The organism is Salipiger sp., assembly GCF_059781815.1.
On sequence record NZ_JBYNAH010000122.1, the window covers coordinates 1 to 14,957 of the forward strand.

The 14,957-nt window shown below is 63.7% G+C and carries 11 protein-coding genes and 2 pseudogenes; 4 read left to right on the forward strand and 9 right to left on the reverse strand.

The window, feature by feature from the left end; all coding sequences use genetic code 11:
• The first annotated feature begins 92 nt into the window (after window positions 1-92).
• Window positions 93-1,028, forward strand: a pseudogene (locus tag AC6RA4_RS14760) (IS5 family transposase).
• A 102-nt stretch (window positions 1,029-1,130) separates the two neighbouring features.
• Here the strand turns inward: AC6RA4_RS14760 and AC6RA4_RS14765 are convergent.
• The 4 genes and pseudogenes from AC6RA4_RS14765 to AC6RA4_RS14780 form a co-directional block, all read right to left on the reverse strand.
• A pseudogene (locus AC6RA4_RS14765) lies at window positions 1,131-1,244 on the reverse strand (IS3 family transposase); the annotation flags it as partial.
• 319 nt (window positions 1,245-1,563) lie between these two features.
• Window positions 1,564-2,817, reverse strand: coding sequence for a tyrosine-type recombinase/integrase (locus tag AC6RA4_RS14770; RefSeq protein ID WP_500161539.1), 1,254 nt, complete (start codon window positions 2,815-2,817; stop codon window positions 1,564-1,566).
• 606 nt (window positions 2,818-3,423) lie between these two features.
• On the reverse strand, window positions 3,424-5,031 hold the full coding sequence (locus AC6RA4_RS14775) for a lysophospholipid acyltransferase family protein (protein WP_500161541.1): 1,608 nt from the start codon (window positions 5,029-5,031) through the stop codon (window positions 3,424-3,426).
• Window positions 5,028-6,467: a class I adenylate-forming enzyme family protein gene (locus AC6RA4_RS14780; protein WP_500161543.1), complete on the reverse strand. Its 1,440-nt coding sequence runs from the start codon at window positions 6,465-6,467 to the stop codon at window positions 5,028-5,030. The genes AC6RA4_RS14775 and AC6RA4_RS14780 overlap by 4 nt, the downstream gene beginning before the upstream one ends.
• Window positions 6,468-6,737: 270 nt before the next feature.
• Between AC6RA4_RS14780 and AC6RA4_RS14785 the strand changes: the two genes are divergently transcribed.
• Together AC6RA4_RS14785 and AC6RA4_RS14790 are read left to right on the forward strand one after the other, a co-directional pair.
• Window positions 6,738-7,412, forward strand: a complete 675-nt coding sequence (locus tag AC6RA4_RS14785; protein ID WP_500161545.1) for a sulfotransferase family protein — start codon at window positions 6,738-6,740, stop codon at window positions 7,410-7,412.
• An 11-nt stretch (window positions 7,413-7,423) separates the two neighbouring features.
• Window positions 7,424-8,164, forward strand: coding sequence for a phytanoyl-CoA dioxygenase family protein (locus AC6RA4_RS14790; RefSeq protein ID WP_500161547.1), 741 nt, complete (start codon window positions 7,424-7,426; stop codon window positions 8,162-8,164).
• A 58-nt stretch (window positions 8,165-8,222) separates the two neighbouring features.
• Here AC6RA4_RS14790 and AC6RA4_RS14795 read toward each other — a convergent pair whose 3' ends face one another.
• From AC6RA4_RS14795 to AC6RA4_RS14815, 5 genes are read right to left on the reverse strand one after another with little or no spacing between them, the layout of a single operon-like run.
• Window positions 8,223-9,095 carry a hypothetical protein gene (locus tag AC6RA4_RS14795; protein WP_500161548.1) on the reverse strand — a complete coding sequence of 291 codons (873 nt, stop codon included), beginning with the start codon at window positions 9,093-9,095 and terminating at the stop codon, window positions 8,223-8,225.
• Window positions 9,088-9,339: an acyl carrier protein gene (locus tag AC6RA4_RS14800; RefSeq protein WP_500161550.1), complete on the reverse strand. Its 252-nt coding sequence runs from the start codon at window positions 9,337-9,339 to the stop codon at window positions 9,088-9,090. The genes AC6RA4_RS14795 and AC6RA4_RS14800 overlap by 8 nt, the downstream gene beginning before the upstream one ends.
• The gene (locus AC6RA4_RS14805; RefSeq protein WP_500161552.1) at window positions 9,336-10,553 is read right to left on the reverse strand and encodes a cytochrome P450; all 1,218 of its coding nucleotides are present in this window, start codon (window positions 10,551-10,553) and stop codon (window positions 9,336-9,338) included. Before AC6RA4_RS14805 ends, AC6RA4_RS14800 begins: the two co-directional genes overlap by 4 nt.
• Window positions 10,522-12,141: an AMP-binding protein gene (locus AC6RA4_RS14810; RefSeq protein ID WP_500161558.1), complete on the reverse strand. Its 1,620-nt coding sequence runs from the start codon at window positions 12,139-12,141 to the stop codon at window positions 10,522-10,524. The genes AC6RA4_RS14805 and AC6RA4_RS14810 overlap by 32 nt, the downstream gene beginning before the upstream one ends.
• 11 nt (window positions 12,142-12,152) lie before the next feature.
• A complete protein-coding gene (locus AC6RA4_RS14815; RefSeq protein ID WP_500161554.1) occupies window positions 12,153-12,800 on the reverse strand; it encodes a hypothetical protein in 648 nt (215 codons plus the stop codon).
• Between the two features lie 666 nt (window positions 12,801-13,466).
• On the opposite strand from AC6RA4_RS14815, the gene AC6RA4_RS14820 reads away from it, so the two are divergent.
• The gene (locus AC6RA4_RS14820) at window positions 13,467-14,285 is read left to right on the forward strand and encodes a hypothetical protein (protein WP_500161556.1); all 819 of its coding nucleotides are present in this window, start codon (window positions 13,467-13,469) and stop codon (window positions 14,283-14,285) included.
• The last annotated feature ends 672 nt before the right edge of the window (window positions 14,286-14,957 follow it).

Genomic DNA, 14,957 nt, shown 5'->3' on the forward strand with positions numbered 1-14,957 from the left:
CTGCTGGTGCCGAACGGGGCCTCGTAATGAGATTGTTGCACATATCGGTGAGCTGGATTTCCCTCGGGAATCCTGATGGTTAGATCTTTGGCATGCCAAAGCCTGCCCCCCCCCCCGCTACCGCACGACGAATTGGTCTGACTATAACTCTTCGCTGAAGCGGCGAGGATCGTTGTCCATCTGGTTCGATCCCGGAATGCTCTGGCAGGCGGACCGAAGTGGCAAGCGCGGCCACCCCGAGACCTTCTCCGACAACGCCATTCAGACCTGCCTCACGCTGAAAGTGCTGTTCGGCCTGCCGCTCCGCCAGACTGTCGGCTTTGTCGCAAGCCTGATCGAGATAGCGGGGCTGGACTGGCCTGTGCCTGACTATTCGACACTGTGCCGACGCCAAGCGCGGATCGCGGTGCAGGTCCCGTATCGGCGCTCCGGGGGGGCCTCTGAACCTGCTGATCGACAGTACCGGCATCCGTTTCCGCGGCGATGGCGAGTGGCTTGCGCGCAAGCATGGCACGACGCGCAGGCGCGAATGGCGGAAGGTGCATCTGGCCATGGACACGGCCACTGGCGACATTCGCGCGGTCGAATTCACCTCGAGCCGACAGGGCGACAGCCCGATCCTGCCGGAGTTGCTGTCACAGATCCCGGCCGCCGAGAACATCGAGACAGTCACTGCCGACGGCGCTTATGACACGCGCCGCTGCCATGCGGCGATCCTTGAGCGCGACGCTGAGCCGATCATCCCGATCCGTCGTAATGGTCGAGCGTGGAAGCCGGACTGCCCCGCCGCAATATCGCGAAACGAGATACTGCGGGCGACGCGAAGCCTGGGGTGATCAATCTGGAAGACCTGGACGGGCTACCACGCCCGAAGTCGCATTGAGGCCCAGATGAACCGCCTCAAGCTCTTTGGCGACCGGATCATGTCACGAGACCCCGACCGACAGACCGCCGAAATCCAAATCCGCATTGCAATCATGAACTGCTGCTCAGCCTTGGGAAGGGCCGAGATCAAAGTCGTCGCCTGAGGCCGGCGGAGAAAGGGGACACTCGTGCTGTCATCTGATTAACGCAACAAGGCCGCTACGATTTTCTGTGGATGCATCGTCTGGTGTCAGTCCTTTGCGGACGGTGGCACCTGACGCAGGGAAGGCGGATGCATGAGCCGCGTGGGCTTCTCTGATCCATCGGCGCAGGACGCTCTCTGCGACCTCGAAATCCCGGCTTGCCTGAACCACGGCGACGAAGGGAGGGAGGCCGTTCAGGCCAGTATTGGGAAGGAACAAGGTGGCGGTGCGCTGGTGGTGCGGTCGCAAAAGGATCGCATCGTCTTTGCTTGGCAGGGCTATGCGGGTCGCTTTGACAAAACGACAGTCACCGCTCCCCTAGTTTCCATCAGGGCATTTGGGCGCCATTTCCCTGGTCGTGCCTTTGGAAGCTAGACAAGGATGACATTGTTGCGTAGCGGGAGGCCCTAATTGCCAATGAAAGTGGCTTCGGGTTCATTCTAGCGGTGCTCGCGACCAGACGATTCACGTCCTGCCTTGAAAGTGGGCCGGTGTTTCATGCCTCGTCCGATCTGGCGGAGGATACTTCCGAAAACGCAAATTCTTGCCAGTGCCGCATCATCTCGCGACGTTGATCAAGTTGGTCAGTCCTGTGGTATGCCGCCTCCGTCGCGTTCGCGATGGTATGGGCAATCGCCCGTTCAGCAAGATCACGAGAGTACCCGTTCTCTGATGCCCAGTCCCGGAAACTGGATCGAAAGCCGTGAGCAGTTGCTGTGCGGCCAGAAGTATCGCTGGGGAAGCGTTGTTCGCGCAAGAAGGCGGTCAAAGTCATGTCGCTCATTGGGCTCCTGCCGCGTGAACTGAAGATCCACGGGCCGCCGAGGTGTGTACGGCGTCGCTGCTCGAGAAGATCCATTGTCTGGTCGCAGAGCGGTACGCGGTGGGGCTTTCGCGATTTCATGTGATCCGCCGGGACAATCCAAGTTCTGCTAGCGCAGTCGATCTCGTCCCAGGTTGCACGCCTGACCTCGCCCGAGCGCGCCGCGGTGAGAATAAGGAACAGAAGAGCTTGACGACTTACCGACATGGGCGTCGGCGATATGATCGAAGCTACAATGTGAGGTATGTCCCTCCAGGGAGCTGCCGGATGGTGGGTCACCCTGTCGCGTGCGCCTCGCTGCTTTGGGAGCAGGGCATCGACGGCGGAAAGTGGATTGTTGGAGCAGTAGTGTTTGGCAATACACCATGTCATGACCCGCTCGCATCTCTGTTTGACCCGGCTGGCGGTCTCTTCCTTGGTCAGCCAGATTGGTTCGAGCGCCTTCGCGAAATCGGCCACGACCAGAACATCAACGCGGGTGTCCCCGATGACCGGGAAGACATAAGTCTCGAGCGTGTTTATCCATTGATTCCGATGTTTCTCGTTTCTGAACCCGGGAGAAATTGTTGCGAAGACGGTTCTCGCGGCTTGGCGAAAGGTCGGAATGATTGCTTCGTGCGATCTTGCCTCGGCGTTGCGCTCGTCGATGGGGTCACGCCCCCGTGCAATAATCTCGCGAGCTTCTACTGCAAGGCGTCTCGCATCGGCGAGGCCAGTCTCAGGGAAGGTCCCCAGCCCCATATCGCGACGCTTTCCTGAAACTGGCGATTTGAAGCGCAGAACGTACTTGCCCAAGCCCTGTTTGGATCCTGAATAGAGATATAGTCCGGTGACACCGCCAACGGCTTGGGGCTTGTCGCCTGGTTTGACTGTCTTGGCCTTTGCGTTGGAGAGCATCGTGCTACCCGTGATTTTCCAGCCCCACATTGGGCCCCACACGAGTAGTAAGATGGTAACAAACAGTTCGCAACGGCATGTATCACTGATGGTTCATATGCGTCTGTTTAATATACTAAAGATCTCTTCGCAAAGACGCGTTGCTTCATCATGATGCAAGATTATGGCGGACTTCCTCTCCGCCGCTTGCCCCGTGAAAGCGTTCTCCCGATACGGCCGAGTCCGGATTTCCTCTTTTTGTTAGAGGTTTATGCGGGAGGGGCTGAGCGCTTTCCCCTACGCCAGAAGGCCCCAAAGTGGCCTCTTGAGGCTACTATTCTCCGGACTTCATGACTGCGCCGATTTGGGGAATGGTTTGCAACGACCGAAATTCCTCAGGTTTACAGAATATGCGGCTGAACACTTCGACGGCGGTCGTGCTCTGAAGATGGAACGCAGATTGAACGAGCACTGGTCAACTGTATCGGTGGAAGCCAGGCCGCTTTGGTCATCGCGCATCGCTATCTGCATTCCCCATGAACATGAGGAACAAAGGCCATCAGACAGCTGCAGCCTCTCGCTATGAAAGAGACACCCCAGGAACGCTCAATACATCCTAAGAGTTCGCCAGAGCAAACCGCCCGACCGTGAAGAGGCTCACACGTCTTTCGAAGCTTTGGCGAAGATGGAGCGGGGGGCCCAGCTGGCGTTTATCGGGTCGCGTAGGCAGATCTCTCTCATCCGGTCTGCGCAAGATGTCATCAGGCGGGTCGCGTAGGCGGAATCGCTTTCGGTCCGGTCGCGCGGCGGCAGTTGTTCGCAGTCGAAGCGCAGTTCCGATCCGACGATGTAGCTAGAGATCCAGATTACAGGGACATCGAACCTGAGGGCCAGACGCGGAACGGTCGGGTGCAGATTCAGGTTCGCCCCGTGGTGCGGGAATGTGACCGGCTTCTGATGTCCCACATCGACCGCGAGGCACAGAAGCCGGTTGTTCTTGAGGGTCGACGCGACCATGCGGGCGTATTCCGTCTTCGGCCCCATATCCCGGATGGGATGGAGCCTGTCGCCGCCGGGGTGGCTCGTCTTGCGCAGGATATGGCCGCCGACGATGGTGACATCGACGTCATTGTCGTGGAAGAAATCCAGCGTGTTCAGGATGAAGCCGATATGCGATGTCGCCACGATGCCGGCGCGTCCCTGCGCGTTCAGGCTCTTCAGCGGCGACATGTCCGGCTGCGCGCGCCGTTCGACGATTGACGGGAGGTAGTCCGGCGCGATCAGCGAGTAGAGGCGGGTGGTCTTGTGAAACTCCATCCCGACACTGGCGCGGCCGAGCCAGGCCGGCCGGTCTTCCGCGGGGATCCCGAGCCAGTCCATCGTCTGACGGTATTCGGACATCAGGCGTTCGGTCTCTTCCGGCGCCAGATCTTTCCGGCTTTGCAGGACCGGGAAGGACCGCGGCTCATAGGCCCGCCGCCCGCGCTCGAAGAGCGCTTTTCCGAGCTCGGTCAGGCCGAGCTGAATGCATATTTGCGATAGGCCGACGAGAGATTTTTCATCCGTGACCCGATCGGCCGCGCGGGTGAGCATGTCCTTGATCTCCGGGAGAGGCCGGCCGAGCGCTGCCGGCGAGAAGGATCGCAGGACGGGCATCGGCAGTTGGTCATCCTGAGGCAGCTTGTCGAGCGAGCGGGCGACCACATCGCAGTTGCCGCCGCGAATGGCGCTGGCGACGAGCATCAGCCGGGTCTTCCGCATCGGCGCGGTGACGGGGATGGTTTCGAGCAAGGTCAGAACCCTGTCGATCCCGTCGGCCTCGAGTACGCAATTCAGGGTGTATTCCTGAAGGCCCGGATGATCCTGAAGTTCGGTCAGGACCCGTGGTGCCAGATCCGACAGCGCGGCGGGGTCTTTCGTTGCAGCCAGAACGGTCAGCCGCATCCGGACAACCGGAGGCGTCATGTTTTCGGTCATGTTCGCCATCGCGCTCGCGGCCGCCTCTGGCTGTCCCAGAGCAAGCTGAGCCTGTGCCGCCAGCAGGGCCGGTTGCGGCTGCTCCGGCGACGGGCCGAATTGGTCGGTCAGCAACTGCACGGCCTTGCTCGGGGCCCCTTCGGCCAGCGCGATCCGCGCTCGAAACTGCGCGATCTGGCCGGGCCGCAATGTTTCTCCGTGATCGTCCAGTAGGGCTCGGGCCCGGCCGATGTCCTTGCGGCGCAGCGCGGCCGCGACCTGTTCTGCGGGCCTTGGCGACCGGTTCACGTCAGTCTTTCGATCAACTGCGCCTTGGCGATCTTGCCCGAGGGGGTCATGGGCATGTCCGGGATCTCGATGTATTTTCGCGGGATCTTCCACGAAATGAGCCGGTCGCGGCACCAGGCCCGCAGCTCGCTGGCCGAGACCGACTGTCCGGGTGCTGTGGTGTAGAAGGCGGTCACGGTCTCGCCGGTCTCTTTCTGCGGCACCCCGACCACCGCGATCTGTGCGATAGCCGGATGCGGAACGAGGCTCGCCTCGACCTCCGATGGGTAAACGGTGTTTCCGGCGGTCTTGATGATGTCCTTCACGCGGTCGACCAGCATCAGACGACCGTCCGGGCTCCGCACCATGATGTCGCCGCTCCGCATCCAGCCGTCAACGAACGCCTTGCCAGTCGCCGCGTCGTCACGCCAGTAGCCCTGCGTCAGCATCGGACCGCGCACCAGCGCCTCTCCGGGTGTGCCGTCGGGCACGTCGGACAGAGTCTCGTCCACCAGCCGGACCTCGGTCCCGGGTGACACGAAGCCGACGGTGCCGCGAGGCAATGCCGGATCGAAGATACCGATGGCGATCGCCGGCAACTCGGTCATGCCGATCCCCGTGCGCACCTCGCATCCGAAGCGCGCAGAGAAGGCCTGTGCGAGCTCCGGTTCCAGCCAGGTTCCGGCCAGAAGAGCGCGACGGAGGTCTGGCAAGGGGTCGGTCGTATCCCCCGCGGCACGCATCAGGATCCCCGCCATCAGCGGCACGCCGGCAAGGATTGTAACCCGGTCGCGACGCATCGTCTCGAACAGGTCCGCCGGCGTCAGGCGGGCCAGCAGGGACAGCCGGACCGGGCCGTGCAGCGCCATCGCGGCAAGCGTGGTTCCGAAGATGTTCGACAGCGGCGCCGCCAGCAGGACGGTGTCCTGCGCGTTCGCGCCCAGAACGAACCCGTAGAGCGCTTCCGCCGAGGCTTGCAGCGCCGAGCGGGAAATCATCACGCCCTTGGGCCTGCCCGTCGTTCCGGAGGTATAGAGCAAGGCCGCGAGGGCCGTGTCGGCGATCTCCTCGACCCGGGCGGGCCCGGCAGGCAGGTCGGTCGCCGAGACATCGATGAGCGCAACGGAGTTGAACGCCTCTGGCAATTCCGCGGCTGGAAGGTCGGTCACACAGGCTGTCGCGCCGCAATCCGCCATGAGATGCGCGATCGCCAAAGGCGGGGTGGCAATATGCACCGGCACCGCGCAGGTCCCGGCCATAAGGCTGCCGTAAAATGCCTCCAGCGCATTGCGCGGGGATTGACAGAAAATGGCGACACGCGCGCCGTCTGCCAGATCCTTGCCCTGCAAGAGCGCGGCAATGCCGCGCGCCCGGTCAAGCACGTCCGACCGGCTGTGGGCGCCGTCATGGTCGAACAGAAAATCGCTTCGGTCTCTGACGTTCAGACCGTCGAACAAGCCTTTCCCGGAAATCGGTCTTCTCCCCCTCGATGGCGCGGCAACGCTATTGAAAAAATTGCCTACTTGGACATTAGATCCAGTTTTATTTCATAACAATTGGCATGGCAGATTTGCGGTGTCGACGGCTCGATTCAAGTGGATCGCCTGCTGCGGGATTGCGCAGTCGGAGGCGTCATTGACTTGCCGGAACGGGGCGAGCAGAGTGAGCTGGATCTCAGGCGCGTTCGCCATGTCCGCTTCTGCCCCACGGAATCGTTCGCACACGACATGACGATCGTCTCTCACACCCATCGGTTCATCTACATCAAGCCGCGCAAGGTGGCCTCGAGCAGCCTTTTGATGGCTTTGGGGCGGCACTGTTCCTCCCCCGATATCGTGACCTCTCCGGGAAATACCGAAGGTCTGCCGGACTATGCGATGAACAGCGAAGGGTTCTGGACCCATATGCACCCGATCCTGATACGGACGGCGGTTTCGCCAGAGGTGTTCGACGCGTACCTGAAGGTTACCGCCGTCAGAAATCCGTGGGACACGCTGGTCTCGATGCTGTTCTGGCGGCTTTCGCGGGCGAAGCATCCCTGGCGCCATGCCCCGACCGCCGGTTACCGGCAGGCGCTTGCCGAGGCGAGGCTGGACCCCTCGGATCCAGAACATCATGAGCTTCTTCTGTCCTGCTCGAACGGGTTGCGCAGGAACCTGCGGTTCCTGCTCGATCCGGAGGGCGCGCCCTATGCCGATCTGCACCTGCGCTACGAATCTCTGCAGGACGACTTCGATGCGCTTTGCGACCGGTTGGGGCTCGAGCGGGGCGAGCTGCCTCGACTGAAGGGCGGCGCGCGCCCTCAGAGAAGCCACTACCGCGACTATTTCGACGAGCCGCTGAGGCGCGCGGTTGCGCCATTGGCAGACCCCATCGCCGACCGGTTCGGCTATAGCTTCTGAGAGTTTCCGATATGCTGACATCCGACGCCCTCGACCGCTTCCTGCAGGATGGTTTCTGCGGCCCGTTCGACCTGTCCGAGCCGGGGCGGGTCGTTCCGCTGCTCTCCTCGGTGCTCGAGAGCCAGACTTTCGTGACGCACGCCTCGGCGATGCAGAAGAAACATATCATGAGCGCCAACAACGAGGCGCCGCTGCTGCTTGCGAATGCGCATCTCGAGAACGAAGCGATCCTTGACGTCGGTCGTGATCCCGCCATCCTGGAGCGGCTGACACAGGTGATGGGGCCCGATATCTGGCTGCGGCGCAGCCAGTTCTGGCGCAAGCCTCCAAGGTCGCACGGGGTCATGTGGCATCAGGACACGCACCGGAAGCTCGGGCTTGGCGACATCGGTGAATTCAGCGCCTGGGTCGCGCTTGAAGACAGCACGCAGGAGAACGGCTGTGTCTGGTTGCTGCGCGGGTCGCATCGCAACGGCGTCATCCCCCCCGAAAGCGTTCTGGGCGCGCAGTTCAACCTCCGTTTCTACGCGTCGGACGAGGTGATCGTGCCTAAACCCCTACAAGGCTACGAGGCGGTGCCGATGGAGCTGCGCAAGGGACAGTTCTTCCTGTTTCATCAACTGTGCTTCCACGCCTCGGGGCCCAACCTGAGCGGCGCTCCTCGCACCGGGCTGGCGTACCGCTACCTGTCCGATTGTGACATCCCCTCGGTCACGGAGACGCTGACCCGCGTTGCACCGGCCGCAGCCTGAGCCGCGAAGCGGACCGGCAGGGCCGTCGCGACGACACTCTGAACCCGCGCGGGAGGCCTCACTCGCTCCAGCGCGCCCGGAAGGTTGCGATGTCTTCGGGCGTGTAGAACCGCCGAACGGTTGCGTGATCGTAGAACCAGTCGAGATCGGCAGGGGAAAGCCGCAGCCCGTCACGATAGTCCTGATAGAACCTGCGGAACCGCGTCTCTCCGGTGACGTCTTCCGGAGGAACCGGCGGCAAGGCAGCGCCCAGCATGTCGCCGGCGGTGGCGGCGAGGCGTCGGGACGCGTCGGGATCGCTCAGGTCCTCGACCCGATAGACGAGAAGCCTGTGCCGCCCGGACACTCTCAGCGCGGCGGCGTCGTGGTCAAACCGGGCGGTTTCGACATCGACGGAGAAGCCGTTCCCGAGTTCGTCGTGAAACCAGCGCCGGTAATCGTACACCGCGTGAGCCAGCAGTTCGACCAGCGTGTCGCTCCCGTGCCGGCCATCCTGCGCCGCCCGGAGGACGTGGAAGAACAGCTGGCGCAGCGCTTCGGGTGTGCCGCCGTCGCGCACCGTCACCGGCTGGCGCAGATAGCCCAGCCGATTGCTGAGGAACGCCACGACCGAGACCGCCCGTGCGACCGGATCGCGCATTCCGGCAATGATATCGACTTCAGGCCCAATCCAGACGCCATCGCGCACGTGCCGCTCGATCGCGGCCGGAGGGCGCCCGAGCCGCGGCAGAGTGAGATACTTGATCGTCTGCTCGGCACCGGTCCGCGCGACCACGTCGTCGATGCGCCCCAGGCTGAAGCCGGAGATCGAATGGAAATGATGCACCTCGCGTTGCGCGAACGCCCCGGACAGCAGCGTGAACCAGGACCGCGACGCGACCTTGGCCATCTGAAAGACGAGGATCGGGCGGTTCTCCGAGGTCTCACCCAAGGGCGGGCGGATCCGACTTCAGGATCTGCTCCAGAGCGCCGGCGATGGTTTCGTGCTGAAGGAAGATCTCGGGCGGAACCGGAACGCCCCGGGCTTTCTCCAGTTCGAACGCCAGCGCGACCATATCCATCGAGTCGGCGCCGAGGCTGTCATAGCCCGCGTCCAGTTCCGCCCGCTCGACCGGGCGTCCGAGGAAATGCGAGAGACGGTCGAGTATCAGCGGCATGTAGTCGGTCTGAGTCATGGGGTATCGGTGATCCTGACTTGCAAGCTCTGCAGCTTGCGGGTGTTGCGGCTCGGACCCATCATGCGGCCGCCGGGGCAAGATTGCACATACCCGATTTCATTGAACTGCGACAAGACGATGCGAAACGCATCGCGGGCCAGTGGACGTCCGGTGCACAGATGGCGGGCGCTGCCGAATGCGAGGTGACTTCCGTTGGCCGTGTCGATCGCATGCGGGCAGGCGAAGACATCCGGATCGCGGTTCACCGCATGCAGGAAGACGATCAGGCTCTCGCCACGGGCGATCTCCTGCCCGGCCACGGTCAGATCCCGTTCGGCCACCCGGATGACGATCTGGACGGCGGAGGAGAGGCGGATGAGCTCGTCGGCCACGGCGCCGACATCGCCGGTGATCGGTCCGCGAAACGTGCCGCCGCCCGAGTCGAGGAGGTGCGCCAGCCCCAGCGTGACGGTGCCCGCCATCGTGTCGCGCCCGAGCAGCAGAAACGCCGCCAGGCAGTCGACACGCCGGGCGGGACTGTCCTCGACGCCGGATGCGCACAACGCGCGGCCGATGCGCTCCATGAACGGCCCGGCGTGCTCTGCGAGCCCCTCGAGCCGGGCCACGAGCGAGGCCCCACGGGAATTGATCTCCTGCATTTCGGCCACGCTGGCGCCGAAGTCGATGCTGCCCTGCGAGGCCGTATTGCGCGCGATCCAGGCGCGATCACCGGCAGAAAAGCCCGCCAGACGACCGACCGCTTCGGCATGCAGGCGGTCGGCGTAGTCCGTGGCGAGATCGCCGCCCCCTGCCTGACGCAAGGCGGAGAGCATCTCGCGGGAGCTTTCAGCGAAGGCGTCGAGATAGGGGCGGCGGATGTCCGACAGCAGCCGGGCGAACGCCGCGCGCAGGGCGGCATGGCGCGGGCCATCATGGAGGAAGGGAATCCAGTCGCTGACGCGCAGGAGATCGGCCAGGTCGATGCCGGTGCGCTCTTCGATCCGGCGAAAATTGCCGAATAGATCGTGGACGCGCAGCGCAGGGTTCTTCAGCGCCTCTTCAGCCGCCGCGTGAGACACGACCAGCCATCTGCGCATGGCGGGCGACCAGACGATCTCTCCGGCGGTGCGGATGGTTTCGAGCACGCCGGTCGGATCATCGATCATCGCGGCGCTGTCATAGACGTAGTCGGTGATGGGCCTAGACGACATCGTCGAGAATCCGCTTGTCATAGTCGCCGGCCAGGAACGCCTCGCGGGCGGCGGCGCGGCGGATCTTGCCGCTGCTGGTGCGCGGCAGGGTGGCACGGCGCAGCTGCACGATGCGTTCGCATTTGACGCCAAGGCGCGCTGCGACGGATCTGTTCAGCGCTGCGATGTCGACCCCCGGTCCGCGCGGCGGTCGCTCGATCAGCACGACCAGCGCTTGCGTGCCGGCGGTCTCGGCCCCGAAGGCCACCAGTCCCTCGAGCCCGGCGCCCACCTCCTGAGAGGCGCGGACCGCCGCTTCGACCTCTTCGGAGAACAGGTTACGGCCGCGCAGAATGATGCGGTCGGCATCTCTCCCCGAGACGAAGACCTTGCCCTCCTCGAGCCGGCCGAGATCGCCGGTCCGGATGGCCTGTCGGGGGACCGGAACCCGCCAATCGGCCCCGGGTGGAATGACTTGGCCGCAGCCGGGGCCGTCGATCCAGATCTCGCCCGTCTCGCTCTCGGGCATCGGAGCACCGGTTGCGGCGTCACGGATCGAGACGGTCACGCCGTCGACGGGGGCCCCGAGGCAGGCGTGCGCCTGACCGCTTGGAAGACTGCGAAAGACCGGGCCGGTGTCGGTCTGCCCGGAGGAGACGAGCAAAACCGCTTCCGCCAGCCCGTAGGACGGTGCGATCGCCCGCCTGTGCAACCCTCGCGGTTCGAGCTGTGCCAGAAGCCGCGTCACGGTGGCCTCGGAGACCGGCTCGCCGCCGATCACCAGCGCGCCGAGGCTGGACAGATCGAGCCCGTCCACCGTCTCGCGGTCGAGGGCGCGGGACAAGCGATCATAGGCGAAATTCGGGGCGCTGGTGATATTGGCGCGATAGCGGGAGATATGCTGAAGCCAGAGGGCCGGGCTTTGAATGAACAGGCTCGGCCGCAGGATGATCGAGGTGGACCCCGTCCACATCGCCACGAGGACGCTGCCGACGAGCCCCATGTCATGGTAGAGCGGCAGCCAGTGGACGCCGATGCTGTCCGGGCCCAGCCCATAGGACGCGACGATCGCGCGGCAGTTGCGCACGATCTGCTCCAGGCCCAGCAGGACCGGCTTCGGTGCCGAAGTCGATCCGGAGGTGAATTGCAGGAGCCGTCCGCCGGTCTGCGTGAATTCGGGCATACCGGGGGGCGGGAGCTCCGCCGCGCTCGTGACGTCGATCACGCTCGCCTGCGGCGCGTGCACGGCCAGCGCGCTGGCCTGCGCAGGCTCGAGGTCGTGCAGGATGATCTCGGGCCGGGCCGCGGCGAGAATATGCGCATTGCGTTCTGAGAGGTGAATGCCGGCGCCGCCCGAGGCGGGGATGGCCGTGGCGCCGCGCAGCCATGTCGCCAGCAGGGCGGTGACGAAATGCGGGCCCTCATCACAGAAGATGAGCACGCCGGTGCGGGCCGGGTCGTCCATGGCTGGCATCGCATGAGCGAGCGCCTGCGCCGCATCCCAGAGCGCGCGCCACGACAGGCATGTGCCGTCTTCGCCCCTGCGCGAGATGAAGCGGAAACCGGTTTCGGGGCGGTCGCGGCGCGCATGGCCGCGCAGCGCGTCGACAATCGTTGCAGGGATGGGCATCGGCTCAGCGGTCACGGCCTGTCCTCGAATGAAAGCGTCCCGGCGACGTGCCCGGCCAACTCGTTCAGCGCGGGCTCCTGAAAGTACTTGCCATGGCCGCCATCCAGAATGTGCCACGTGAAGCTTCCGAACTGAGCCTGCCAGCGCGGAAGCGGGTCGATCCCGCGCAGGAATGGATTGAACCGCTCGCTCTTGCTGCCGAAAAGCAGCATGACCGCTCCCGGATAGTCGTGCCTCGGCATGTGCTCGAGGAATATCAGCATCGGCGCAGCGCCCGTGCGTTCCAGAATCCTGTGGGCGACGGCTTCGGCGATCGGGGCGGCCTGACAGTTTCCGCCGATGGTGATCGGCTGGCCACCCGAACGCTCGAGAATCCCGTCGGCATAGATCGCCGCGACAGACTGAAGATTGGCTGCCTTGACGGCCTTGCCCTTCATGACGCGATGGAGCGAGTGCATCGCCACGAGCTGCTGTTCGGGATGCAGGGCCCGCGACAGGCTGATCGGCTCCATCCAGTTGTTGAAGCACCAGTACAACGGGGCGCGCCGTCCGTTGAAATTGAAGCGCACGAACACATCGTCATGTTGCCAGGACCAGCGTGGAACGCGGTCGACATTCGCCAGCAGGGCCGCCCTGAGCTCGTCGCGTGTTAACTCCACTTTGCCTCCGGGACAGCTTGGGCCGACATTTCCGCTTCGACTTTCAACTTTGCGGAGAATTCGCGCGAATCCCGCGCGTGATCAAGTATTTCGTGCCTGTCGCAGGCGCTTGGTGCCGAGGCTCGGGCCGCCGTGTTTGCCGCGTGAGCTGCTCGCAGCGGGGGGGGCGGTCCTGCATCGCGCCGGGCACCACGGATTTGGCTCAGACGCGACGACAGCGTTTGGGGTGAAGATCTGACGCTCTCCGTTCAGCTTGAAACAAGGGCGGGGAGGCCGAGGATGTCGGCGCGGACCCTCGCTGGGTTCCTCAACTCTGACTTTCGACAATTGGACCACTCGACTGGCGCGCTTGGTCCGCCGGATCCGGCGCCCGAGGTCACAACCTTTGCGTGTTTCTCGCCGGCAACGACAGGCCGAATCGGCCCCGAATGTTGCGGGAACGCTCTCAAAATGAGCGAGGTCATTGACGGAGCCTCAATCCGGACAGCATGCTGTCGATAGTGTCTCGGGATACGGAAGGCTGAGGCGGCTGCTGTCGCGGGTCTGAAGGAAGCGATTGCCGAGCAGGCAATTCGGCCCGTCTGCTTGAGCGGCCAAGGATGGGCGCCTTCGTCAGGGGGCGCGATTTCAACATGCGAGCGATGCTCCGTGGAAAGGTGGTCCGGAATGACTTGCAGAGAACTGCCATGTGCCCAAACTCATCGGCTCGCGCGTCGCGTCGCGACCGCCCGGTCCGCCGGCGTGCCTCTTGTGGCGGCCGCGCTCGCCGCAATCTGCCTGTCGCCATCGGTGGCCGAGGCGCAGCAGGTCGGGTCGGATTGGGAGTACCGGATCACCCCCTATCTCTGGGGGGCCGGATTGTCCGGGCGCATGGCGACCGTGTCCGGTCTGCCGTCCGTCGATGTGGACGCCTCTTTCGGTGACATTCTCGACAATCTCGATCTCGGGGCGATGGCCAGCTTTACCGCCCGCACGAATGAGTGGGGCGTCTTCGGGGATCTCATGTACATCAAGCTTGGCGCGGAGGAGAAAACCCCCGGCACCAACTACGGCAAGGCAACGCTCGAGAGCACGAATTTCGTCGCCACGGTCGGGGTCGAATACACTCTCTCGAAGACAGCGACCACGGACCTGAGACTGGCAGGGGCGCTTCGGTACTGGGATGTCGAGACGGATATCGACCTGAGCGCCGGAACGCAGCCCGCCGCCTCCTCCTCAGGGGGAGACAACTGGTTCGACGGGCTCGTCGGGCTCAGGCTGGAAACCGATCTCAGCGACACGACCTATATGGCCGGATGGGCGATGGTGGGGGGCGGCGGTTCGGCCTTTGCCTCGGATCTGTTTGTCGGGATCGGATACCGTTTCAACGACCGCACATCGGTTGTCGGCGGCTATCGGTACCTCAGCGTCGATCGCGAAGATGGTTCGTTCGAATATGACGTCGAACAGCATGGCCCGATGGTCGGCCTGACCTTCGCGTTCTGAATTTGCGGCGGCGGGCCGGATGGCCGAAGGTGGGGTCTGAACCGAACCCCATTGAATTCTTCGAAGACCTTCCTGTCCTCCTTGGTGGGCGCCTTGACTAGTGTCGCAGAGCTGCCGCTGCTGTGCGCAGATCCGGTCTCACGACGAGCGTGGGCGGGAACCCCGTGACGAGCTCTCGGTGCGTATGATCTCCAGATGCGTGAAACCGTCGGGGCGGTTCCCAATCCTCTAAATATATGAATGTTTCATAATGGGTTACGGTTATCCGACCCACTCGCGGCACCGTCGGGCATGGCCTGCCAACGTGGTGGGGCGTGAGGACGCGGCTCGCGGCAGGTCCCGAGGCCAGCCGGAGTTGCGGATTTCACCTTTGACGGTCGAGGCGCCACGCCTGAGCTCGCGCGGTCACGGAGCGGCGATGTAAACGCGCCCATCGTCGAACGGCGTCCGTCTTGGCTGCTTCGTCTTTGCGCCGAAGCCACGATCGAGGCGACGACCTGTCGGAACCCGATGGGGGCCGTCGGGGATTCTCGATGCGCCTTAAGCAGACAAATCTCTCTGTAGCAAATTGAGAATCTCTGCCTCAGGTAGAAAAATATCTCCCGATAAGAGCTTACCTAGGTCATGTTGACAAATGGCGGATCCAGAGACGGATCGACGTGATGTCAATGA